Annotated in this window: 19 protein-coding genes; 8 read left to right on the forward strand and 11 right to left on the reverse strand. The window is 70.2% G+C overall.

Features of this window, described 5'->3' with window-relative positions:
* Positions 1-490: 490 nt before the first annotated feature.
* The 3 genes from bioD to NAM01S_RS15255 are packed head-to-tail and all read right to left on the reverse strand — an operon-like array spanning position 491 to position 3635.
* Positions 491-1165 (reverse strand): dethiobiotin synthase, encoded by a 675-nt coding sequence (bioD, locus tag NAM01S_RS15245; protein WP_067785585.1) that lies wholly within the window; start codon positions 1163-1165, stop codon positions 491-493.
* Entirely contained in the window at positions 1162-2316 is a 1155-nt protein-coding gene (locus tag NAM01S_RS15250) for an 8-amino-7-oxononanoate synthase (RefSeq protein ID WP_067785588.1), read from the reverse strand. The genes bioD and NAM01S_RS15250 overlap by 4 nt, the downstream gene beginning before the upstream one ends.
* A gap of 26 nt (positions 2317-2342) precedes the next feature.
* Positions 2343-3635 (reverse strand): adenosylmethionine--8-amino-7-oxononanoate transaminase, encoded by a 1293-nt coding sequence (locus NAM01S_RS15255; RefSeq protein WP_157107751.1) that lies wholly within the window; start codon positions 3633-3635, stop codon positions 2343-2345.
* A gap of 139 nt (positions 3636-3774) precedes the next feature.
* Between NAM01S_RS15255 and NAM01S_RS15260 the strand changes: the two genes are divergently transcribed.
* A complete protein-coding gene (locus NAM01S_RS15260; protein ID WP_253799534.1) occupies positions 3775-4719 on the forward strand; it encodes a bifunctional helix-turn-helix transcriptional regulator/GNAT family N-acetyltransferase in 945 nt (314 codons plus the stop codon).
* Here NAM01S_RS15260 and NAM01S_RS15265 read toward each other — a convergent pair.
* Positions 4680-5177, reverse strand: coding sequence for a MarR family winged helix-turn-helix transcriptional regulator (locus NAM01S_RS15265; protein WP_157107752.1), 498 nt, complete (start codon positions 5175-5177; stop codon positions 4680-4682). The two genes, NAM01S_RS15260 and NAM01S_RS15265, sit on opposite strands and share 40 nt — an antisense overlap.
* A gap of 29 nt (positions 5178-5206) precedes the next feature.
* On the opposite strand from NAM01S_RS15265, the gene NAM01S_RS15270 reads away from it, so the two are divergent.
* From NAM01S_RS15270 to treY, 3 genes are read left to right on the forward strand one after another with little or no spacing between them, the layout of a single operon-like run.
* On the forward strand, positions 5207-5740 hold the full coding sequence (locus NAM01S_RS15270) for a cupin domain-containing protein (RefSeq protein ID WP_067785594.1): 534 nt from the start codon (positions 5207-5209) through the stop codon (positions 5738-5740).
* Between the two features lie 54 nt (positions 5741-5794).
* Positions 5795-7915 carry a glycogen debranching protein GlgX gene (glgX, locus tag NAM01S_RS15275; RefSeq protein WP_067785596.1) on the forward strand — a complete coding sequence of 707 codons (2121 nt, stop codon included), beginning with the start codon at positions 5795-5797 and terminating at the stop codon, positions 7913-7915.
* Positions 7912-10359 (forward strand): malto-oligosyltrehalose synthase, encoded by a 2448-nt coding sequence (gene treY / locus NAM01S_RS15280; protein WP_253799533.1) that lies wholly within the window; start codon positions 7912-7914, stop codon positions 10357-10359. The genes glgX and treY overlap by 4 nt, the downstream gene beginning before the upstream one ends.
* Here treY and NAM01S_RS15285 read toward each other — a convergent pair.
* From NAM01S_RS15285 to NAM01S_RS15300, 4 genes are all read right to left on the reverse strand, one after another.
* Positions 10312-11517 carry a T6SS phospholipase effector Tle1-like catalytic domain-containing protein gene (locus NAM01S_RS15285; RefSeq protein WP_067785599.1) on the reverse strand — a complete coding sequence of 402 codons (1206 nt, stop codon included), beginning with the start codon at positions 11515-11517 and terminating at the stop codon, positions 10312-10314. The two genes, treY and NAM01S_RS15285, sit on opposite strands and share 48 nt — an antisense overlap.
* 166 nt (positions 11518-11683) lie before the next feature.
* A complete protein-coding gene (locus NAM01S_RS15290; protein ID WP_067785602.1) occupies positions 11684-12499 on the reverse strand; it encodes a methyltransferase domain-containing protein in 816 nt (271 codons plus the stop codon).
* A gap of 160 nt (positions 12500-12659) precedes the next feature.
* Positions 12660-13082, reverse strand: a complete 423-nt coding sequence (locus NAM01S_RS15295; protein WP_067785605.1) for a hypothetical protein — start codon at positions 13080-13082, stop codon at positions 12660-12662.
* 37 nt (positions 13083-13119) lie between these two features.
* Positions 13120-13476, reverse strand: coding sequence for a nuclear transport factor 2 family protein (locus NAM01S_RS15300; protein ID WP_067785608.1), 357 nt, complete (start codon positions 13474-13476; stop codon positions 13120-13122).
* A 134-nt stretch (positions 13477-13610) separates the two neighbouring features.
* Between NAM01S_RS15300 and NAM01S_RS15305 the strand changes: the two genes are divergently transcribed.
* Positions 13611-16295: a helix-turn-helix transcriptional regulator gene (locus NAM01S_RS15305; RefSeq protein ID WP_067785611.1), complete on the forward strand. Its 2685-nt coding sequence runs from the start codon at positions 13611-13613 to the stop codon at positions 16293-16295.
* 123 nt (positions 16296-16418) lie between these two features.
* Here the strand turns inward: NAM01S_RS15305 and NAM01S_RS15310 are convergent, their stop codons facing one another.
* Positions 16419-16658: a hypothetical protein gene (locus tag NAM01S_RS15310; protein ID WP_067785614.1), complete on the reverse strand. Its 240-nt coding sequence runs from the start codon at positions 16656-16658 to the stop codon at positions 16419-16421.
* Positions 16659-16745: 87 nt separating this feature from the next.
* Between NAM01S_RS15310 and NAM01S_RS15315 the strand changes: the two genes are divergently transcribed.
* Together NAM01S_RS15315 and ilvA are read left to right on the forward strand one after the other, a co-directional pair.
* Positions 16746-17180 carry a nitroreductase family deazaflavin-dependent oxidoreductase gene (locus tag NAM01S_RS15315; RefSeq protein WP_067785617.1) on the forward strand — a complete coding sequence of 145 codons (435 nt, stop codon included), beginning with the start codon at positions 16746-16748 and terminating at the stop codon, positions 17178-17180.
* Between the two features lie 63 nt (positions 17181-17243).
* Entirely contained in the window at positions 17244-18599 is a 1356-nt protein-coding gene (ilvA, locus tag NAM01S_RS15320) for a threonine ammonia-lyase IlvA (RefSeq protein WP_067785620.1), read from the forward strand.
* Positions 18600-18777: 178 nt separating this feature from the next.
* Here ilvA and NAM01S_RS15325 read toward each other — a convergent pair whose 3' ends face one another.
* Together NAM01S_RS15325 and treZ are read right to left on the reverse strand one after the other, a co-directional pair.
* Positions 18778-19998 (reverse strand): serine hydrolase domain-containing protein, encoded by a 1221-nt coding sequence (locus NAM01S_RS15325; RefSeq protein WP_067785623.1) that lies wholly within the window; start codon positions 19996-19998, stop codon positions 18778-18780.
* A gap of 84 nt (positions 19999-20082) precedes the next feature.
* Positions 20083-21828, reverse strand: a complete 1746-nt coding sequence (gene treZ / locus NAM01S_RS15330; protein ID WP_084482966.1) for a malto-oligosyltrehalose trehalohydrolase — start codon at positions 21826-21828, stop codon at positions 20083-20085.
* A gap of 219 nt (positions 21829-22047) precedes the next feature.
* Between treZ and NAM01S_RS15335 the strand changes: the two genes are divergently transcribed.
* The coding region (locus tag NAM01S_RS15335; protein WP_255284312.1) for a hypothetical protein at positions 22048-22337 on the forward strand (290 nt) is incomplete at its 3' end.

Raw genomic sequence — 22337 nt, forward strand, 5'->3', positions numbered from 1 at the left:
TCGAAACACCCCAAAGGGTGAATCAGAAATATCTAACTAGAGTCCGAAAACCTAGCAAAACAATCGCCAGCCGGAAATTAGCTGACTTCAAAAATGTTCGACACCCACACGGGGGGTGAGCATCGAAACCAAAAAATATTTGGCACTGACATTCATCGACACACTATTGAGTTCTCAAAGAACACACGCACACACCATCTCCCGGGGAATCCCCCGATCAATCGGTGAGGCAACTTTTACAGCTTAGCGCGGCCAGTAACCCGAAACCAAATCGGGGTCCCAATCGAGCTAGTGTGACCGCCAGGCGCTCCTCGTACTACCTCGTTTCCCGGTCCACGCTCAGCCTTTCGGCTTGGCGTCTCGGCTCCGGGTCGGTGTCCGTGTCGCTCTGACTTGAATAAAGTTACGTAGCGATGAGCACGATGTCAAATCCGCTGGTAGAAGCGGTAAACCGACACTGAACGCGGAATGGACGCGGCGAGACGCACGCCTACCGGTGCGCGGACCACCCCGGAATGAACCATTCAGGCGCCGCCGCGACGAATCGTTCCTGATTCCAACTACCCGCGCCCGTCGGTACGACGCCGACCACGTCGACGCCGGTCACGCGCGGAAGGTCGGTCCGGTTGCATTCGGCGGCGAGATCCGGCTCGGCGGGCCATGCCCCGATCACAAGGCCGGCGCAGCGAATCCCCGCCGACTCCAGCGCGCGGACGGTCAGCTCGCTGTGATTGAGGGTGCCGAGACCCGCGGCGGCCACGACGACCACCGGCGCATCGAGTTCCCGCGCGAGATCCACGAGGGTGAAGTCGCCGATCCGCACCAGCAGACCGCCCGCGCCTTCCACCAGAGTGAGGTCCGCGCCGTCCAGCGTGCGCACGGCGGCGACGGTCTCCTCCAGCGTCAGCAGCGGCCGGCCGCACCGACGGGCCGCGGTGTCCGGCGCGAGCGGCTCGGGGTAGCGGGCGAGTTCGAGCGTCTTGACCGGACCGGCCAGCCGCTCGACGTCGGCGAGATCGCCGGGTTCGCCGGGGGCGATGCCGGTCTGCGCGGGCTTGCACACCGCGACCGACAGACCCGCGGCGCGCGCGGACGCGGCCAGCGCGGCGGTGACGACGGTCTTGCCCACGTCGGTGGAGGTTCCGGTGACCAGAAGCAGACTCATGCGGGCACCACATCCAGTCCGCGCGCCTCGGCCAGTACCGAGCCGAGCACGTCGGCGATGGTGTCGAGTTCCGCGCCGGTGAGGTTGGCGCGGGCGGTGAGTCGCAGTCGCGAGGTGCCCTCCGGCACCGACGGCGGACGGAAGCAGCCGACGTCCAGGCCACGCGCGCGACATTCCTGGGCCGCGTCGTAGGCGACCTGCGCCTCGCCGAGCACCACCGAGACGACCGCCGAATCCGGCGCGGGCACGCCCGCGATCCGTGCGATGTCGGCGGCGCGGTCCAGCACACGCGTCGCCATCTCCGGCTCGCGGCGCAGCAATTCGAGTGCGGCGCGGGCGGCGCCGACCGCGGCGGGCGCGAGACCGGTGTCGAAGATGAAGGTGCGCGCCGCGTCGATGAGATGCGCGCGGACGCGTTCGCTGGCGAGCACCGCGCCGCCCTGCGCGGCGAAGGCCTTGGACAGCGTCGCGGTGACGACGACGTCCGGTTCACCCGCCAGGCCGAGTTCGTGGACGAGCCCGCGTCCTCCGCTCCCCCGCACCCCGAGTCCGTGCGCCTCGTCGACGACGAGGACCGCGCCGTTCGCGCGGGTAACCCGGTGCAGCTCGGCCAGCGGGGCCAGGTCGCCGTCGGCGCTGAAGACGGAATCGGTGAGCACGAGCGCACGCTCCTCGGTACGCGCGGCGAGCAACCGGTGCACGGCCTCGACGTCGCGGTGCGGCGCGATCTCCACCCTCGCGCGGGAGAGACGGCAGGCGTCGACCAGCGACGCGTGACTCCCCGCGTCGGAGACGATCAAGGCGCCGCGCCCGGCGAGCGCGGTGACGACGCCGAGGTTCGCGGCGTAGCCGGAGGCGAACACGAGACCCGCCTCGGCGCCGACGAATTCGGCGAGCTCGGCCTCCAAGTGTTCGTGGTCGGCGGTGGTCCCGGTGACCAGTCGCGAGCCGGTGGAACCCGCGCCCCACCGCCGCACGGCCTCGATCGCACCCTCGATCACCTCGGGGTGCTTGGTGAGACCGAGATAGTCATTGGAGGCCAGGTCGATCGACGGCGAGTGCGGATCCCGCGGCCGGAGCTCCCGGCGCAATCCGGCGGTCACCCGCTCTGTGGCCCGTTCGTCCAACCAGCTCAACGGATCGGTAGTCACAGCTCCGCAGCATACTTGAACACCGTTCAGGACGGGAGCGCGACCGGGATGTGCGCTGCGACCGCCGCGCACATTCCCGAGGTGATCGTGGCGACTTCCTCGGTGTCGCTGATGAACGGCGGCATCGTGTAGATCAGGTTCCGGAACGGTCGCAGCCAGACCCCGGCGTCGACCGCGGCCTCGGTGGCAGCGCGCATGTCGACCGGCCGCTCGAGTTCGACGACGCCGATCGCGCCGAGTACCCGCACGTCGGCGACGCCCGGCAGTTCCTTCGCGGGGGCCAAGCCCGCGACGAGCTCGGATTCGATCCGCGCCACCTCGCCGCGCCAGTCGCGCGAGAGCAGCAGCTCGATCGACGCGACGGCCACCGCGCAAGCCAGCGGGTTGCCCATGAAGGTGGGTCCGTGCATCAGCCCGCCGTGTGCCGCGCTGATGGTCTCGGCGATGCGCGCGGTGCACAGCGTCGCGGCGAGGGTCAGGTAGCCGCCGGTCAGCGCCTTGCCGACGCACATGACGTCGGGGGCGACGCCCGCGTGGTCGGCCGCGAACAGCTCGCCGGTGCGGCCGAAGCCGGTGGCGATCTCGTCGAAGACGAGAAGGACGTCGTTGGCGTCGCAGAGGCGGCGCAGGTCGGCGAGGTAGCGCGGGTTGTGCCAGCGCATACCGCCCGCGCCCTGGACGACCGGTTCCACGATGACGGCAGCGAGTTCGTCGGCGTGCGCGGTGATCGCGCGCTCCAGGTCGTCCACGTAGTCGACGCGGTGGTCCCGCGGCGGCGCCGCGACGAAGATCTGTTCGACGAGCACGTCGGTCCACAGCGAGTGCATGCCGCCCTCGGGGTCGCAGACGCTCATCGGGGTGAAGGTGTCGCCGTGGTAGCCGCCGCGCCAGGTGAGCAGGCGCCGCTTCTCGGGTCGGCCGACACTGCGCCAGTACTGCAGGCACATCTTGACGGCGACCTCGACCGAGACCGACCCGGAGTCGCACAGGAAGACTTTCTCCAGACCAGCGGGCGTGTACTCGACGAGCAGCTGGGACAGGCGCGCGGCCGGTTCGTGGGTGAGGCCGCCGAACATGACGTGGCTCATCCGCCGCGACTGCGCGAGCAACGCGGCGTCGAGCACCGGGTGCCGGTAGCCGTGCACGGCCGCCCACCACGAGCTCATGCCGTCGACGAGTTCGCGGCCGTCGGCCAGGGTGAGCCGCGCGCCGGACGCTTCCGCCACCACGAGCGGCGGTGTCGAAGCCGGAAATCCGCCGTAGGGGTGCCAGACGCGTTCGGCGTCGACAGCGGTGATCTCGTCGGGGGTCAGTGCCACAGGAATCCCTCCCGGTCGACTGGCTTGAACGCTGTTCAAGTTACCAGTCGAGCTCTATTGATCCCACCGGCTCCTGGAATTGGGCACGGCCGCTCTCGATTCCGGATATTGTTTGACTCAGTCAATGATTGGAGCCGTCGTGACCGCCGTTCTCCCCACCGACATCGCCGCCGTGCGCGAGTTCAACCGGCACTACACGCGGGTCATCGGCGTGCTCGCCGAAGGACTCGTGGAGACGGAGTTCTCCCTGACCGAGGCGCGAATCCTGTTCGAACTGGCCACCACCGGTTCCACCGAAGCGGTCCGGCTGCGCCGCGCGCTCGACCTGGACCCCGGCTACTTGAGCCGGATCCTGACCCGCTTCAAGAAACGCGGACTGATCGAGAGCGGACGTTCGAGCAGCGACGGCCGCCGCCAAGAGGTACGGCTCACCGACAAGGGACGGGCCGCCTTCGCGGTACTGAACCAACGCTCCGGTAGCGACGTCGGCAAGCTCCTCTCGGCCCACCCGCCCGGCGACCGGGCCCGGCTCATCGACGCGATGCGAACCATCCAGCGCCTGCTCGACCGTCCGGCCGAACCCGCAGCACGGCAGTTCACCCTGCGCGCGCCGCTGCCCGGCGACTACGGCTGGGTGATCCAGCGCAACGCCGCGGTGTACGCCGCCGAGTACGGCTGGGACGTGCGGTACGAGGCGCTGGTCGCCGAGATCGTCGCGAATTTCCTCGCGGCGCACGATGATCGCCGTGAACGCGCGTGGATCGCCGAATGCGGCGGGATGCCGGTGGGCTGCGTCTTCTGCGTCGCCGACAGCGCGACCACCGCCCGCCTCCGCCTGTTGCTCGTCGATCCGAGCGCCCGCGGGCTCGGCGTCGGCGCCGCGCTGGTCGAGGAATGCCTGCGCTTCGCGACGGAGGTCGGCTACCGCGAGATGGTGTTGTGGACCAACGACGTCCTCACCTCCGCGCGGCGCATCTACGAACGCGCGGGATTCGAACTCGTCGACTCCGCGCCGCACCGTAGTTTCGGCAAGGATCTGATCGGTCAGACCTGGCGGCGACCGCTGACCTCAGCGGACCACTGAGCCCTCTCACGCACGGGAGCCTGCGCGGCATCGGCGTCGATCAACCCCGGCATCCTGGCCAACGCCGTACGCAGCGCGCGCAGTACGTCGTCTCCCAGTTCGGCCGCGAGCATCCGGTCGATTTCGGCGATTCGGTCGGCGGCGAGGGCGAGCGCGCGGCGGCCCGCCGCGGTGGTGACCACGATTCGGGCGCGACGGTCTGCGGGATCGACCTTCCGCTCGACATAACCGCACCGCTCGAGGTGCGTCACCAACTCACCCATCGACTGCTGGGTCATGCCCGCGGCCTCGGCCAACGCTGTGACGCGCGAACCTTCGGGATCCAGGTGACGGAAGACGGCGTAGTGCGCGGGCCGCAGCTCGGGATCGAGTTCGGCGCGCAGTTCGCGGTTCAGCGCTTCTTCGTAGGCGCGGGTCGCCTGGACGAGCAGCTTCAACAAGGTATCGGCCGTTGACACAATACAAAGGTTACCTTTATATCTGGACTATGCGCGACACCACCCTCACCTTCGCCAACGGCCATCGAGTGACCCTCATCGATCACGGGATCGATGAGCTGGGGCCGTACCTGCGGCTGGAACACCTGGTGCGGAAGGTCGAGCGGCAGGCGGGACCGCACTGGCATCCGGTGCTGGCCGAGAGTTGGACCGTGCGGGAGGGTCGCCTGCGGTTTCGCGTCGACGGCGTCGAGATCGTCGCTAATCCCGGCGACACGGTGACCGCCCCGCCGCGCGCCGTGCACGAGTTCTGGAGCGAGGCCCCCGACACCAGGTTCGAGCACGAGATCCGCCCGCCGCTGCGGCACTGGGAGATGTTCCGGCTCTGGCGCGCGCTCGACGCGGCGGGCAAGACCACCGCGGGACGGGTGCCGCGCGACCCGCTGGCGTTGGCGCTGCTCTGGGACTACCAGGATGGTTACCTGGCGGGCATCCCCGCCTGGGCGCAACGCGCATTGCTCGGCGGGCTGGCGCGGATCGCGCGGCGGCTCGGTTACGAGCGCCGCTGGTTGCCCGCCGAATAGGAGGAGCACGGCCGTGCGCCCAGCCGGCACATGCCTCACGCTACTGTCGTTGCCATGGCTCAGCCCGACGCAGCGCCCGGTGAGGTGACACCACTAGGTGTCTGGCCGGGCACCGCCTACCCGCTCGGGGCGACCTACGACGGCGCGGGCACCAACTTCTCGGTCTTCTCCGAGGTCGCCGAATCGGTCGAGCTGTGCCTGATCGCCAAGGACGGCGGCGAGACGAGAATCGCGCTCGACGAAGTGGACGGCTACGTCTGGCACGCCTACCTGCCGACGATCGGCCCCGGTCAGCGCTACGGCTTCCGCGTGCACGGTCCCTACGACCCGGACCGCGGCCTGCGCTGCGATCCGAGCAAACTGCTGCTCGACCCGTACGGCAAGGCCTTCGACGGCGAGTTCGACAACGACCCCTCCCTCTATACCCACGGCCTTGATTCGCTGGGCCACACCATGACCGGCGTCGTCATCAACCCGTTCTTCGACTGGGGCTCCGATCGCGCGCCGAATCGGCCCTACCACGAGACGGTCATCTACGAGGCGCACGTCAAGGGCATGACGATGACGCATCCCGAGGTGCCGGAGGAACTGCGCGGCACCTACTCGGGCATCGCACACCCGGCGATCGTCGGGCACTTGAAGAGCCTCGGCATCACCGCGATCGAACTGATGCCGGTGCACCAATTCCTGCACGACCGGGTGCTGCTCGACCAGGGCCTGCGTAACTACTGGGGCTACAACAGCTTCGGCTATCTCGCGCCGCACAACGAGTACGCGGTGAGTTCGCGCGGCGGCGCGGCGGTGACCGAGTTCAAGGCGATGGTGCGCGCGCTGCACGCCGAGGGCATCGAGGTGATCCTCGACGTGGTCTACAACCACACCGCCGAGGGCAACCACCTCGGGCCGACGCTGGGTTTCCGCGGTATCGACAACGCCGCGTATTACCGTCTGCTGGACGGTGATCCGGGGCGGTACATGGATTACACCGGCACCGGCAACAGCCTCAACGTCCGGCACCCGCACACCTTGCAGCTGATCATGGACTCGCTGCGGTACTGGATCCTGGACATGCACGTCGACGGCTTCCGTTTCGATCTGGCCGCCACCCTGGCCCGCGAACTGCACGACGTGGACCGGCTGTCCACGTTCTTCGATCTGGTGCAACAGGATCCGGTGGTCAGCCAGGTCAAGCTGATCGCCGAGCCGTGGGACGTCGGCGAGGGCGGCTACCAGGTGGGCAACTTCCCCGGACTGTGGACGGAGTGGAACGGCAAGTACCGCGACACCGTGCGCGACTACTGGCGCGGGGAACCGGCCACCTTGGGCGAGTTCGCCTCTCGGCTCGCGGGCTCCTCGGATCTGTACGAGGCCACCGGCCGCAGGCCGAGCGCCAGCATCAACTTCGTCACCGCGCACGACGGTTTCACGCTGCGGGACCTGGTGTCCTACAACGAGAAACACAACGAGGCCAACGGCGAGGGCAATCGCGACGGGGAGAGCTACAACCGGTCGTGGAACTGCGGCATCGAGGGCCCGACCGACGATCCGGAGATCAATGCCCTGCGCGCCAAGCAGACCCGCAACATGCTTGCCACGCTGGTGCTGAGCCAGGGCACCCCGATGCTGGCCCACGGCGACGAGATGGGTCGCAGCCAGCTGGGCAACAACAATGTGTACTGCCAGGATTCGCCGCTGGCCTGGATGGACTGGTCGCTGGCCGAGACCAACGCCGATCTGCTCGCGTTCACCCGCTCGGTCATCGCGCTGCGCACCGAACATCCCGTCTTCCGCCGCCGCAGATTCCTCGCGGGACAACCGATTCGCGCAAAGGATCAGGCCGGCGACATCGCCTGGCTGACGCCAGCCGGTGCGGAGATGACCGCCGCGGACTGGGACAGCGGCTTCGCCAAGGCGCTCATGGTCTACCTGAACGGCCAGGGCATTCCCGAGCCGGGCCCCCGCGGTGAACGCATCACCGACGATTCGTTCCTGCTGTGCTTCAACGCCCACGATTCGGCGCTCGATTTCACCCTGCCCGGCACCGATTACGGAGGACCGTGGACGGTGGCGCTGGACTGCTCGTCGCCCGACGGCCGAGCCGAGGGCACCTATCCGGCCGCCGCCACGATCTCCGTCCCCGCCCGTTGTCTGCTCGTCCTCCGCTGCCCCGCATGACCGACACGCACATGACATCCCACGCACCGCACGAGACACACCACACCGACCCCATCGCCCGCGGGCGCGCCCTCGCACGGCAGACCACCGTGCGCAGCACCTACCGGCTGCAACTGCGCCCCGACGCGCTCACCTTCGCCGACGCCAGGGCGATCGCGGAATACCTTCAGCAGCTCGGTATTTCGCACCTGTATCTGTCGCCGATCCTGACCGCGACGCACGGGTCGACGCACGGCTACGACGTCACCGATCCCAGCACCGTCTCGGCGGCGCTCGGCGGCCCGCTCGGGCTCAAGGCGCTCTCCGACGAGGTGCGCACCAGGGGCATGGGACTCATCGTGGATCTGGTGCCCAACCACGTCGGCGTCGCCGATCCGCGGCAGAACCCGTGGTGGTGGGACGTGCTGCGCAACGGCAAGGACTCGCCGTTCGCGCGGTTCTTCGACATCGACTGGAGCCCGGGCAACGGCGCGGGCGGTCGGCTGGCGCTTCCGGTGTTGCAGAGCGAGAACGATCCCGCGGCGCTGACCGTGGACCGCTCCGGTCCGGAACCGATGCTGGCGCTGCACGATCTGCGGTTCCCGATCGCGCCGGGCACCGACGGCGACAACGCGCTGCGCATCCACGACAAGCAGCACTACCGCTTGGTGAGTTGGAAAGCCGGACTCTGCACCTATCGGCGGTTCTTCGCGGTGAGCAGCCTTGCGGCGGTGCGGCAGGAGGATCCGGAGGTCTTCGACCTCACCCACCGCGAGCTCGCGGCCTGGTGCGAGCACGACCTGATCGACGGCGTGCGGGTGGATCACCCGGACGGATTGACTTATCCCGCGGCCTATTTGACTCGGTTGCGCCAGCTGATCGGCCCGCAGCGGCTGCTGCTGGTCGAGAAGATCCTGGCCAACCGCGAGCCGCTGGACGCGACGCTGCCCATCGACGGCACCACCGGCTACGACGCGCTGGCCGGGCTCGGCGGCGTGCTCATCGATCCCGACGGCGAGCAGACGCTGACCGAGTTGTCGCGCCGGTTCGCCGGGCACGGCAGCGACCGCGCCTGGATCGGCGAGACCGAGCACCGGATCAAACGCGCCGTCGCCGAAAGCATTCTGGCGCCGGAGATTCGGCGGTTGGTCGGCGCGATCAAGCGGGACGCGCGGGCGGACAGCTTCGACACCATGGCGCTGACCAACGCCACCATCGAGGTGCTCGCCTTCATGCCGGTCTACCGCGCCGACTACGCGCCGCTGGCCGGAATGACCGGCGCGGTGATCGCCGAGGTGGAGAAGCGCAACAGCGAGCTCACCGCGCCGCTCAACGTGCTGGTGACCGCGCTCGCCGCCGACGCGGAGGCGGCCGCCCGTTTCCACCAGGTGTGCGGCGCGATCACCGCGAAAGCCGTCGAGGACACCATGTTCTACCAGGCGGCCCGGCTGGTCTCGCTGCAAGAGGTGGGCGGAAATCCGGCCCGATTCGGCCACTCGCTCAACGAATTCCATCTCGCCAACGTCGAACGCGCGCAGCGCTGGCCCGCCACGATGACCACGCTGTCCACCCACGACACCAAGCGCGGCGAGGACGTGCGCGCCAGGATCGGGGTGCTCTCCCAGGTCGCGCGGACCTGGGCTCGGTCGGTCGAGACCTGGATGGACAAGACGCCCGCGCCGGACGGCGCGACGGCACTGTTCCTGTTGCAGAACATGTTCGGCGTCTGGCCCGCCGACGGCCGTCCGGCCTCCTCGGTGCCTGGCCTGCGCGAGCGGCTGCACCTGTTCGCCGAGAAGGCGATGCGCGAGGCGGGCACCCGCACCTCGTGGGAGGAGCCGGACGGCGAGTTCGAGGCGGCCGTGCACGCGTGGATGGACGCGGTGATCGACGGACCGGTCGGCGCGGAGCTCAGCGATCTGGTGCACGATCTGGCGCCGCACGCCTGGTCGGACGCGTTGTCGCAGAAGCTGCTCCAGCTGTGCGGTCCGGGCATCCCCGATCTGTACCAGGGCTGCGAGCTGTGGGAGGACTCGCTCGTCGACCCGGACAACCGCCGTCCCGTAGACTTCCCCGCGCGCACGGGCATGCTGCAATCGCTCACCGGCACACCGGCTTTGGACACCTCCGGCGCGGCGAAGATGTGGATCGTCGCCTACGCGCTGTGGCTGCGCAGGGAACGCCCCGACTGCTTCGTCGGTGGCGCCTACCTGCCGCTGTTCGCCACCGGTGAGCAGGCCTCCCGGCTGGTGTCCTACGCGCGCGCCCGGGTCGGCGAGGCGCCCGAGGTGATCGTCGCGGCCACCAGGCACAGCGTCGGCCTCACCGACACCGGGTGGGGCGATACCGCGCTCGACCTGCCGCAGGGCAACTGGACCGACCGGCTCACCGGCCACACCTTCCAGGGCAGGGCGCGGCTAGAGAAGCTGTTCGCTCGGCTCCCCGTCGCCCTGCTGGTGCGTTGAGGCATCGGACGGGCTGATCTTCTCGATCAGCTCGGCCGGGAACTTGCCGCCCAGGTCCTGCTGCCAGCACCGCACGTTGTAGGGCCGGTATTCGGCCTTGTCGTGCACGGTGGAGGCGAGCAAAACGCCGTTGTCCGTCTCGACCCGCAGGCGGCGCAGGGAGTTCAAGTAGAACCGCGGCCGCCGCGGGCTTCGGAGGGTGCGCACCACGTTCAGCAGGGTGTAGCCGGGCCCGCACGACTTGTGCCGCTCCATGTGGTTCTCCTGCCCAGCGCATTTGTCCGACAGCTCCGCGAGCAGTTCGGTGTTGAACTCGAGGCCCTCGGCCTCCGCCTCGGCGACCATCCAGCGCAGGGTGATGTCGGACAGTCCGCACTGGGCGTAGCCGCCGCCGATGTCGCTGTGCACGCCCTCGAACCAGACCTGCTTGACGCGGTCGGCCTTGCGGTCCTTGATCCGGCGGTATTTGATGCCGAGTTCGACCGGCACCTCCCAGAGGCAGGGCTCGAAGTTGCGCCGCCGTTCGTCGATGGCGAGGGCTTGCCGCGCGCACAGCACCCGCGGCGAGAGCTTGACGTCGTGGAAGCGGTGCCGCCACGAGGTCAGGCCGGGGACGCCGAGCGCGCCGACGGTGTCGAACACGCCGATGAAGTCGATGACCCGCCTGCGATGGCTGTGCTCGCGACGGAAGTCGCGCACCTGCTGCTCGGTGGGCGGTGTGCGCCACCACGCCAGTTTGTTGCGGCCGCGGCGCCGGTACATCCGGAACGCCTCCGGGTAGTGTCCGGCGATCATCGAATCGGGTTTCATGATGCCGATGCAGTCGATCAGGCCGACCAGGCTGCGCGCGGTGTACGCGCCGCGGCTGAAGCCGAAGATGTACAGCTCGTCGCCGGGCTCCCAGTTGACGGCGACCTGCCAGTAGGCGGCGGAGAGGTTCGCCTCCAGACCGAGGCCGAAGGCGCCGCCGAACAGCCGATCGGCGGTGAAACCCCGTGCGCCGGGCCCGGATACGTAGATCACGTGCTGGCGGATCGGCTGCCCGTCGGGGCCCGTGGCCTCCATGCGGACGGTCTGCGCGATTTTGACGATGTTGGATACCGTGCTGCTGTTCTCGGCTTTCCACGTGCCGTCGCAACACACCACCAGGCGTTTCATGGCGAAATTCTCCCCTCGAATTCGCGTCGGAAACCCGCGTAGTTGACTACTCGAATCATCGCCCCCGCGCCCGACCCCGTTAATGAAAACGCTGTCTTTCAATGCGTTTCGACGAAGAACCCCCGGTCGAGCCGGGGGTTTCGGGTGCGCGCTACGCGGAGCCGGGTCACGGTTCGTGTGCGAGCACCGCGAACATCGTCACCGACAGGTGGAAGTCGCCGCGCTCGATGCCCGCGTCGAGATCGGCGAGGAAACGCTCGAACTCCTCGGCGGTGACCGTGCCGCGCAGCGAGGCCTGCTCGTTCATCTGCTGATACAGCGGTCGCGCGGTCACCGGATCCCAGATCACCGCCTCGGAGCCCTGATCATCGATGACGAGACCCTGGGCCGCCAGCAGTCCGCGCAGCCTGCGGCCGGACGCGGGGTTGGGGACGTCCGCCAGCATCGCGGTACCGAGCGCCTCGACGACAGCCGGATCGCCCGGGTGGGTGATGGCGGTGTACCAGTCGCTGTCGATCAGCAGGACCCGGCCGCCGGGGCGCAGCACCCTGACGATCTCGGCGGTGGCCGCGGCGGGATCATCGAGATGCTGGTAGACGCGCTCGCAGCGGACCGCGTCGAAGGACGCGTCCTGGAACGGCAGGTGATAGACCGAGCCGTGCACGAACCGCGCGGACGACCCCGCGGCCGCGGCCCGCCGCCGCGCGATGGCCAGCATCGCCGGGTTCGGATCCAGGCCGACGGCCGCGCCCGCGTCACCCACCCGTTCGGCGAAGACCAGCGCCTCCGATCCGGTGCCGGCTCCGATGTCGAGGGCCCGCTCCCCCGCGCGCACGACGAGCGCTTCGTGCGCCCACTGCCGCATTCGGCGGATGCCGGGGAGGTCGGCCTGCAAGTCGAGAATCTCGACCAGCTCATCGATCCGATCGGCGTCGATCCGATCCGAGTGAAAGGAAGGAGCATCCACGGGTCCCTCTGTCATGCGTCCGACGCTACCGCCTCCATGCGCCCATCCGGCCGGATCCGTAACCCTCGGCGAGCTGCGCGGCCGTAGCCCGTTCGGGGGCGGATACGGCGACGGCCCCGGCGGGGCGCCGGGGCCGTGCGGTGTTCGATGCTGTTGTCGGAGAGAGGTTTTGCGATCACCGGGTCTTGCGCAGGCCCAGGTACTGAAGGGCGGCGAACCCGCCGACCGTCGCGGCCTGCATGACCGTCCACACCGAGCCGACGACGGTCAGGTCGAGCGCGCCCTCGACGAGCGCGACCAGGCTGACCAGGACCCAGGTGGCGTTCAGGCCGATCACCGCGCGGGCGGCGACGGGGTTGATCGTCTTGGTCGATCCGATCGCCGCGACGCCGAGACCGTAGAGAGTGAGGAAGACGCCGATCGCGATGCCGAGGCCGCGGTCCAGGCCGAGCAGCGACTCGAGCGGGCCGGACAGCGCCAGGTAGGCGATTCCGTTCGCGCCGGTGATCACCGCGTCCAAGCGCAGCGAGGTCCGCAGCAGCTTGTCGCCGGGGGCGAGCAAGGTGGACAGGTAACCGGGGGAAGTGGCGGTGGTCATGACGAATCTCTTTTCTGGATAGTGGTTTTCGCGAGGATCAGGCGGCTGCGGGGACCTTGTCGAGGAAGCCGTACACGTCGGCGATGCGGCCCTGATCGAGCACCGCGACGTCGAAGCCGACCACCAGCGCGGGGCCGTCGGCGGGGCCCAGCTCCCAGGTGAAGCGCACCTGGTCGTGGTGTCCGTCGACCGGGCCCGCCAAGCGGAACACCATGCCGGGGAACTGCGCCTGCACCGCGGCGATCCCGGCGTCCAGCGCCGCGCGGCCGGTGACGGCCATGAGCGGGTCGACGTAGCGCGGCTCGTCGGTGAAGACCCGGGCGATGGCGGCCGAGCGGGCGGCGGCGTCGGTGGTGTTCCAGATCTCCAGGTACTGCGCGACCAGGTCGTTCATCGTTGTCTCCCTTGTATTTCCCTGCGCTGTGTTGCGCTGTGAGAACAAGGTATGGCGGGGCGAGGGGGCGCCGAATCAGTCACGCATAAGTACTTTCCTCGGCCGATGACGTAGGTGCCCGATACGGTGAACGGATGCTGCACGGACGCGAGGCCGAACAGGCCCGCATCGATCGACTGCTCGCCGATGCGCGTGCGGGCCGCAGCGGCGTTCTCGTGCTGCGCGGCGAGGCGGGCATCGGCAAAACGGCGCTGCTCGATTACGCTGCGGCACAGGGCATTCCGTCGGTGCGCAGCGCGGGTGTCGAGTCGGAGGCCGAGCTGCCCTTCGCCGGACTGCACCTGCTGGTCCGGCCCGGCATGGCGCTGGTGGACACGCTGCCCGAGCGCCAGCGCGCGGCACTGCTCGGCGCGTTCGGACTCGGGGAGCGGGAACCCGGCGACCGGCTGCTCATCGGCCTCGCGGTGCTCTCGCTGCTGGCCGAGGAGGCCAGTGCGGGACCGCTGCTGTGTCTGATCGACGACGCGCACTGGTTGGACCGCGCGACCGCGGAAACCCTGCTCTTCGCCGCGCGTCGCCTGGACGCGGAAGGCGTCGCGATGATCTTCGCGACCCGCGCGGGCCCGAACGACTTCCCGGCGCCCGGCCTGCCCGAGCTGTCTGTGACGGCGCTGCGCCAGGACGCGGCCGCCGCGCTGGTGGACGCGGACGCGCCGGATCTCGCCCCCGCGCTGCGCTACCGGTTGCTCACCGAGGCGGGCGGCAATCCGCTGGCACTGCGGGAGCTTCCCGCGGTGCTGGCCGCCGAGTCGGCCGACTCCGGGCCGAATCCACTTCCCCTCACCCAGCGGCTTCAGGTCGCCTTCCACGGCCGGGTCAGCAGACTGCCCGCGGCCACGCGGACCCTGCTGCTGGTCGCCGCGGCGGCGGGCGCTGCCGAGATCGATCCGGTGCTGCGCGCGGCGGCGACCCTCGGTGCGAGGGCTGCCGATCTACAGCCGGCCGAGGACGACGGCTTGGTGCACACCGACGGCCGGACGCTCAGCTTTCGCCATCCGCTGCTGCGTTCGGCGATCTACCAGGGCGCACCGCTAGCCCAGCGGCTCGCCGCGCACGGCGCGCTCGCCGCGACGCTGACCGCCGGCGAGGACGCCGACCTGCGCGCCTGGCATCTGGCCTCGGCGGCCACCGGCCCGGACGAGGCCATCGCCGCCGCGCTGGCCGCCACCGCCGACCGGGCGCTCGCCCGCAACGGCTATCACGGCGCGGTGGCCGCCTACGAGCGCGCGGCCGCGCTGAGCACCGATCCCGCGGCGCGGGTGAGCAGGCTGGTCCTCGCCGCCGAAACCGCGGGCGAGACGGGCATGTACGAGATTGCGGACCGGCTGGCCGAGCGCGCGGCGGCGCAGACGGCCGACCCGCTGCTCGCCGCCCGCCTCGACCTGGTCCGCGGCCTCGCGGAATTCGGTGCGGGCAAACGACTTCCGGCGCACCGGCGGCTGGTCGCGGCGGCCGACGCGGCGCAGCGGGAACCGCAGCTCGCGGCGCGCATCCTGATGGTCGCGGTGCACACCGCGTGGTATCTGGGCGCCGACGAACTCGACGAGGTGACCCGGCGCCTGGCCACCCTGCCGCTGCCCGAGGACGATTCGCTGGCGCACACCACCGCGTACGTGCTCGACGGCGTGCACGGGCGGTTCCGCGTCGATCTGCGCGCGGCGGCCGACGCGGCCCGCGCCACGGGGGCGGATGTGCGCGACCTGGTGCAGTTGTGCGGCGTCGGTCTCGTGGTCGGCCAGGACGAGCGGGTGGCGGAACTGGCGGACGAGCTGGTCGCGACATGCCGCGACGAGGGCAGGATCGGCCCGCTGCCGACGCTGCTGTTCTTCCGCGCCGAAGCCGAGGCCTTCCTCGGGCGACCGCGCGAGGCGCTGGTCGTCGCGACCGAAGGGGCGCGGATCGCGCAGGACATCGGGCAGGACCACTGGGTCGGCCAGCTCTCGGCCATGCTCGCCTATCTCGCGGCGCTCGGTGGGCGGGAAGCGGACTGCCGTGCGGCGGCCGAGCACGCGCTTGCCGAGCGGTTCGGCGGCGCCGACGCGCCGGGCGCCGCCTGGGCACACGCGGCGCTCGGCCTGCTCGATCTCGGGCTCGGCCGGGTGGACAGCGCCATGGCGCGGCTCGAATCGCTGACCGAGGAACCGTCCAGGCACATGGTCATCGGGCTGCGCTCGCTACCGGATCTCGTGGAAGCGGCGGTCCGGCTCGGTGACCCGGCACGGGCGGGCGACGCGCTGGATCGTCTCGAGGCCTTGGCCGTGGACTCGCGCCAGGACTGGATGGCCGCGCTCGCCGCACGCACCCGCGCCCTGCTCGGCCCGGACGCGGCCGCCGAGGAGCATTTCCGCGCCTCGCTCGAGCTCGGTGGCCGCCCGTTCGAGCGCGCCCGCACCCAGCTGCTCTACGGGGAGTGGTTGCGCCGCAATCGCCGCAAAGTGGACGCCAGGACCCAGCTGCAACCGGCTTTGGAGACCTTCGAGCGCTTGGACGCCGCGCCGTGGGCCGAGCGCGCCCGCGTGGAACTCGGCGCGCTCGGCGTCGGCGCGGCCGCACGGGCCGGATCGGGAGTGCTCGCCGCGCTCACCCCGCAGGAACTGCAGATCGTGCGGCTCGCGGCGCAGGGGATGACGAATCGCGACATCGCGGCGCAGCTGTTCCTGAGTCCGCGGACGGTGGGCCATCACCTGTACAAGGCGTATCCGAAGCTCGGTGTGGTCTCGCGCGGGGAACTGGCGGCGCTGCCGTTGGACGGGAACTGATCCGTAGCGGCACACGGCGCAGACGCCGATCGGAGGGGCGCTTACCGAGGTCGACCGAACCTGCTTGGGGCGCGGAACCGACGGTCGGCCTGCTCGATCGAGGGGCGGGGCGACGGAAGACGATCAGTGCGCGGACAACGCACGCGGACGCCGGACCACCCCGGCGTCGCGGCGCGCGGCGACATGACCGAGCGTCCAGCGCACAACCGTGATCGCGGCGGCGGCCAGCACGGCGACCTGCGGCGCACCGGTGATCAGCAGGAGCAACACACCAGCCACCAGCCCGGCGGCCAGCGCCTCGAGCTTGTACACGGGCCACGCGGTGCCCGCGATGTCCACGCTGATGGGGTGAGCCGTTGCCATGGCATCAGGATATACGGAAGGTGAATTTCGGGCCACCGAACATTTCCGGCCGGGAACACCGGCGGCCGATGCGGCGTTGCCGGTCGTATGCCACTTACCGGAGAGTACGCACCGAGCACGTCCGACTGGGCTCGCAAGCAGGCCGAGACCTACGAGAATTCCGGCGGTACCAAGGGCACGTCGATGATGGGCAAGCCCGTCGTTCTGCTCACTACCAAGGGCGCCAAGACCGGAAAGCTGCGCAAGACCCCGCTGATGCGGGTCGAGCACGACGGCGAATACGCCGTGGTCGCCTCGCTGGGCGGCGCGCCGAAGCACCCGGTCTGGTACTACAACATCAAGGCCGAACCGCACGTCGAACTGCGCGACGGCGAGGTCAGCAAGGACTACACCGCCCGCGAGGTCTTCGGCGAGGAGAAGCGGGTGTGGTGGGACCGCGCCGTCGAGGTGTGGCCCGATTACGCCAACTACCAGACGAAGACGACCCGCGAGATCCCCGTTTTCGTGCTCACCCCGCGCTGACCGGAAAGGCGAGCGCCCCACCCGCCGCGCACCTGCGTCGTGGCGGGTGGCAGCATATTTCGAGTGTCCAATCCGCTTGATGTGATCGATCACCTGTCCGCCGCCCGTCCCGCTCTGAGCGCGGACGAGATCGATGCCGCCGCCAAGCGAATTGCCGACATTATCGACCCGACCCCGCTCCAGCTCAGTCCGCGGCTGTCCGCGCTGACCGGCGCGCAGGTCTACCTCAAGCGCGAGGACCTCTCGGCCGTGCGCTCCTACAAGCTGCGCGGGGCCTACAACCTCATCGTCCAGCTCAGCGCCGAGGAGCGGGCCGCGGGCGTGGTCGCCGCCAGCGCGGGCAACCACGCCCAGGGCGTCGCCTACGCCTGCCACGCCATGGGCATCACCGGCCGCATCTACGTGCCGACCACCACCCCGAAGCAGAAGCGCGACCGGATCAGGGTGCACGGCGGCGAGTTCGTCGAGCTGATCGCGGTCGGCGAGACCTACGACGCCGCCGCCGCGGCCGCGGCCGCCGATGTCGAGCGCACCGGCGCGACCATGGTCCCGCCGTTCGACGACCCGCGCACCGCCGCGGGCCAGGGCACCATCGCCGCCGAGATCCTCGAACAGCTCGGCGCGGCGCCCGACCTGGTTGTCGTTCCGGTGGGCGGCGGCGGCTGTCTGGCAGGCGTCGGCACCTACCTGCGCGAGCGCGCGCCGCAGACCGGCATCCTCGGCGCCGAACCGGCGGGCGCGGCCTCGATGACCGCGGCGCTGGTCGCGGGCGGACCGGTGACGCTGCCGGAGATCGACCCGTTCGTCGACGGCGCCGCGGTGCGCAGGATCGGCGCGGTCCCCTACGCCGCGGTCGCGGGCTTCGGCGGCCGGGTCGTCTCGCACGGCTCGCTGCCTTTACTGACCGCGACCGAATCCCGCAGCGGCGCGGGCGCTTTCCGCCTGCTCCAGGTCGACGAGGGCGCGATCTGCACCACCATGCTCGACCTCTACCAGAACGAGGGCATCATCGCCGAACCCGCGGGCGCGCTCGCGGTGGCCGCGCTCGCCGAGGTCGAGGTCACGCCGGGTTCGACGGTGGTGTGCCTGGTGTCGGGCGGCAACAACGACGTCTCGCGCTACGGCGAGATCATCGAGCGCTCGCTGGTGCATCGCGGCCTGAAGCACTACTTCCTCGTCGACTTCCCGCAGGAGCCCGGCGCGCTGCGCCGCTTCCTCAACGAGGTGCTCGGCCCGGACGACGACATCACGCTGTTCGAGTACGTCAAGCGCAACAACCGGGAGACCGGGGCCGCGCTGGTCGGCATCGAACTCGGCACGCCGGACGGCTTGGAGCCGGTGCTGGAGCGCATGGCCGCCTCCCCCATCCAGTGCGAGCGGCTGGAGCCCGGTTCACCGGCCTACCGGTATCTGACCTGACACCACCTCCCTGCCCGGTCGTCGGCCGGGTAGGGCAGGCGGTCGCCGACCGGGATCGGCGACACCGGATCGCGCGGGGCGACTGCGGTGCCGCGTCGGACCGGGCGATACCGGATCGCGGGCCGACCGCGGTGCCGCGTGTTCGGCGCGGCACCTGTGTCGGTTGCCCAGCTGTCGGTCAGGCAGCCGCGTCGCGCGTCTCGTCGAGCGTGACGCGCCGGGTGGCGCGCAGGCAGTTCAGGATCAGCGGCAACAGCCACATGGCCGAGAACTGGTCGACGCCCAGCTGACCGGCCGAGAGGCGGTTGTGTACGAAGCCGACCGAGAGACCCATGCGCGGTTCGGCCCAGCCGAACGAGCCGCCGAGCCCGATGTGGCCGAGGCCGCCGCGGGCGCCCGGCATCGGCAGCGAGTGGTAGCCGAGGTGCCACATCATCGGCGCGTAGAACAGCGCGTGATCGAGGCGGTAGGTGCGCACCTTGCTCAGTTCCCTGATCGTCGCGCGCGACAGGAACGGCAGGCCGCCCGGCGTCTCGCCGCTGGCGACCGCGCCGTACATGGTGGCCAGCGCGGACGCGGTGGCGACGCCGTTACCCGCGGGGAGTTCGGTGCGCAGGATCGCCGCCTCGTCGCCCTCCAGGATGGCGTGCAAGCCGGGCAGGAACAGGCAGCGGGTCACCGCGCCCAACGCTCCCGGAATGAGGTGGCTGCGACCGAGCACGAGTGCGCCGAGCGGCTTGCCGAGCAAGCTGAGCTGGCTGCCCGCCAGCGGCGCGTACACGGTGGAGGACTCGGCGGGCGGCAGCCCCAGGTGCAACCCGTCGATGCCGAGCGGCTCGGACACCTCGGTGCGGAACAGCTCGCCCATGCTCTTGCCGGTGATCCCGCGGGCGATGCCGGCGAGCAGCCAGCCGTAGGTGAGCGCGTGGTAGGTCGGCACGCCGAGTAGTCGATCGGGTTTGGCCGCGGCCAGGCGCCGCTCCATGAGCTCGTGGTCGAGGATGTCGTCGGGGCTCTTCGCGATCGGCGCCAGCGCCGAGAGGCCCGCGCTGTGCGTCATCACCTGCCGCACCGTGATGCCGCCCTTGCCGTTGGCGGCGAACTCGGGCCAGTACTCGGCGACGGGAGCGTTGTAGTCGAGCAGTCCGCGGTCGGCCAGCCGGTGGATGACGGTGGCGGTGATGCCCTTGGTGGCGGAGAAGATGATCGAGCCGGTCTCCCGGGTCCAGACCCCTTCGCCCGCGGTGCCGGTCCAGATGTCGACAAGGGGTTCACCGTTCAAATGCACCGCCAACGCGCCACCCGCGCCGCGACGATTTCCGAACGCCCTGCTGAAAGCGCGTACCAGGGGTCCGAATTCGGCGGCGGCGCTGCCGCTGACTGAAGCCACGTTGCTCATCACTCCACGGTAATGGCGATGGACAAACCGGGCAATGGCCCTGTCCGGGACAGTTGGCGGACCGTTACTCGGGATTCGGTAGGGTCACGGCCTTTTCACGAACCGGGGCGAGTCGGCGAGCAGCGCGAACGAGTGCGCGGGAATCGTTGTGCCCGTTGGGCCTTCGGTCGGCGGCTCCCAGGACAGCAGGGAGAACCCGGTTACCGGCACCCGCACCGGATCCTCCGAGAGGTTGCACACCAGGTGCAGCCCGCCGCGGTGCAGGACGAGCCATCGGGACCGTTCATCGTAGTCCACCCGCACGTGCGGTAGCGACGAATCGGTGAGATCCGGGTGTGCCCTGCGCATTGCGAGCAGGGCGCGATAGCAGGCGAGCAGCCTGGCCCTCGCGGGATCGGCGAGCTCGGACCAGTCCAGCTTGGATCGGTGGAAGGTGGCGGGGTCCTGCGGGTCGGGCACGTCCTCGCTCGGCCAGCCGTGCTCGGCGAACTCGTCCTTGCGTCCGGCCGCGGTGGCCGCGCCGATCTCCGGGTCGGTGTGCGAGGTGAAGAACTGGAATGGCGTGCGCGCGCCCCATTCCTCGCCCATGAACAGCATCGGCGTGTACGGCGAGCACAGGACGAGCGCCGCCTTGACGGCGAGTTGGCCGTCGGTCAGGTAGGCGCTCGGCCGGTCACCCAGCGCCCGGTTGCCGACCTGATCGTGCGTGCAGGTGTAGGCGAGCAGCGCCGAACCGGGGACCACGGAACGATCGAGCGGGCGACCGTGGACGCGGCCGCGAAAGCTGGAGTACGTGTTCGCGTGGAAGAAGCCGTGCGTCAGCGTCCGTGCCAGACAGGCCATCGAACCGAAATCGGCGTAGTAGCCCTGCCGCTCGCCGGAGACCGCGGCGTGCACGGCGTGGTGCAGGTCGTCGTTCCACTGCCCGGTCAGCCCGTAGCCGCCCGCCGCGCGCGGCGTGATCAGCCGAGGGTCGTTGAGATCGCTCTCCGCGATCAAGGTCAGCGGCCTGCGCACGTGCGCGGCGAGGCGTTCGGTCTCGGCGGCCAACTCGGCGAGCAGGTGGGTGGCGGTGCGGTCGACCAAGGCGTGCACCGCGTCCAGCCGCAGCGCGTCGATGTGGAAGTCGCGCAGCCAGCGCAGCGCGTTGCCGATGATGTAGCGGCGCACCTCGTCCGAGGCGGGACCGTCCAGGTTCAGGCTCTGTCCCCAGGTGTTGCGGCCCTCGGTGAGGTAGGGACCGAAGCGGGGCAGGTAGTTGCCGGACGGGCCGAGGTGGTTGTAGACGACGTCGAGACAGACCGCCAAACCGCGCGCGTGACAGGCGTTCACGAACCGTTGCAGCCCGTCGGGCCCGCCGTAGCTCTCCTGCACCGCGTACCAGAGCACGCCGTCGTAGCCCCAGTTGTGGGTGCCGTCGAAGGCGTTGACCGGCATCAGCTCCACCACGGTGACGCCGAGGTCGACGAGGTGGTCCAAGCGTCCGATCGCCGCGTCGAAGGTGCCCTCGGGAGTGAACGTGCCGATGTGCAGCTCGTAGAAGACCGATCCCGCCAGCGGCCGTCCGGTCCAGTCGCCGTCGGTCCACTCGACCGGATCCAGCGCGTGCAGCGCGGAGCGTCCGTGCACGCCGTCCGGCTGACGGGCCGAGCGCGGGTCGGGCAGCACGGTGGGGTCGTCGTCGAGCAGGTATCCGTACCGCGCGCCGTCGGCCGCGTCCCGCTCGACGCGCCACCAGCCGTCGGCGCTGCCCGTCATCGGGTGCACGTCTCCGTCGAGTTCCAGCCGCACCGTGCCGGCCCTTGGCGCCCACACCTCGAAGACAGTCACCGCGCCAGCATCGCACGCCCGGCGGGTGACCTCATCCCGACGGGCGGCCGTCGAGCGGCATCGGCGCGGCGTTCTTCGAGCGTGTCGGCGCGACGTCGCTCGTGCGCACTGATGCGCCGCCTCGAGCGCACCGGCGCTGTGTCCCTCCTATGCAGCAGCGCTGCGTCCCTGGTGCGCACTGGCGCTGCGTCCCTGGTGCGCACTGGCGCTGCGTCCCTCGTGCGCACCGACGCTGCGACCCTCGCGCGCACCAGCGCTGCGACCCTCGCGCGCACCGACGCTGCGACCCTCGCGCGCACCAGCGCTGCGACCCTCGCGCGCACCGACGCTGCGACCCTCGCGCGCACCAGCGCTGCGACCCTCGCGCGCACCGACGCTGCGACCCTCGCGCGCACCGACGCTGCGACCCTCGCGCGCACCAGCGCTGCGACCCTCGCGCGCACCAGCGCTGCGACCCTCCTGCGCACCAGCGCTGCGACCCTCGCGCGCACCAGCGCTGCGACCCTCGC

The organism is Nocardia amikacinitolerans NBRC 108937 (genome assembly GCF_001612615.1).
GTDB classification, from domain to species: Bacteria; Actinomycetota; Actinomycetes; order Mycobacteriales; family Mycobacteriaceae; genus Nocardia; species Nocardia amikacinitolerans.

Excerpts from the sequence above, each read along its gene's own strand:
- NAM01S_RS15305 (WP_067785611.1), top strand. The coding sequence starts at position 13,611 with ATGCTGCACGGACGCGAGGCCGAACAGGCCCGCATCGATCGACTGCTC.
- glgX (WP_067785596.1), top strand. The coding sequence starts at position 5,795 with ATGGCTCAGCCCGACGCAGCGCCCGGTGAGGTGACACCACTAGGTGTC.
- treY (WP_253799533.1), top strand. The coding sequence starts at position 7,912 with ATGACCGACACGCACATGACATCCCACGCACCGCACGAGACACACCAC.
- NAM01S_RS15295 (WP_067785605.1), bottom strand. The coding sequence starts at position 13,082 with ATGACCACCGCCACTTCCCCCGGTTACCTGTCCACCTTGCTCGCCCCC.
- NAM01S_RS15315 (WP_067785617.1), top strand. The coding sequence starts at position 16,746 with ATGCCACTTACCGGAGAGTACGCACCGAGCACGTCCGACTGGGCTCGC.
- NAM01S_RS15290 (WP_067785602.1), bottom strand. The coding sequence starts at position 12,499 with ATGACAGAGGGACCCGTGGATGCTCCTTCCTTTCACTCGGATCGGATC.
- NAM01S_RS15270 (WP_067785594.1), top strand. The coding sequence starts at position 5,207 with ATGCGCGACACCACCCTCACCTTCGCCAACGGCCATCGAGTGACCCTC.
- NAM01S_RS15285 (WP_067785599.1), bottom strand. The coding sequence starts at position 11,517 with ATGAAACGCCTGGTGGTGTGTTGCGACGGCACGTGGAAAGCCGAGAAC.
- NAM01S_RS15300 (WP_067785608.1), bottom strand. The coding sequence starts at position 13,476 with ATGAACGACCTGGTCGCGCAGTACCTGGAGATCTGGAACACCACCGAC.
- bioD (WP_067785585.1), bottom strand. The coding sequence starts at position 1,165 with ATGAGTCTGCTTCTGGTCACCGGAACCTCCACCGACGTGGGCAAGACC.
- NAM01S_RS15310 (WP_067785614.1), bottom strand. The coding sequence starts at position 16,658 with ATGGCAACGGCTCACCCCATCAGCGTGGACATCGCGGGCACCGCGTGG.
- NAM01S_RS15325 (WP_067785623.1), bottom strand. The coding sequence starts at position 19,998 with ATGAGCAACGTGGCTTCAGTCAGCGGCAGCGCCGCCGCCGAATTCGGA.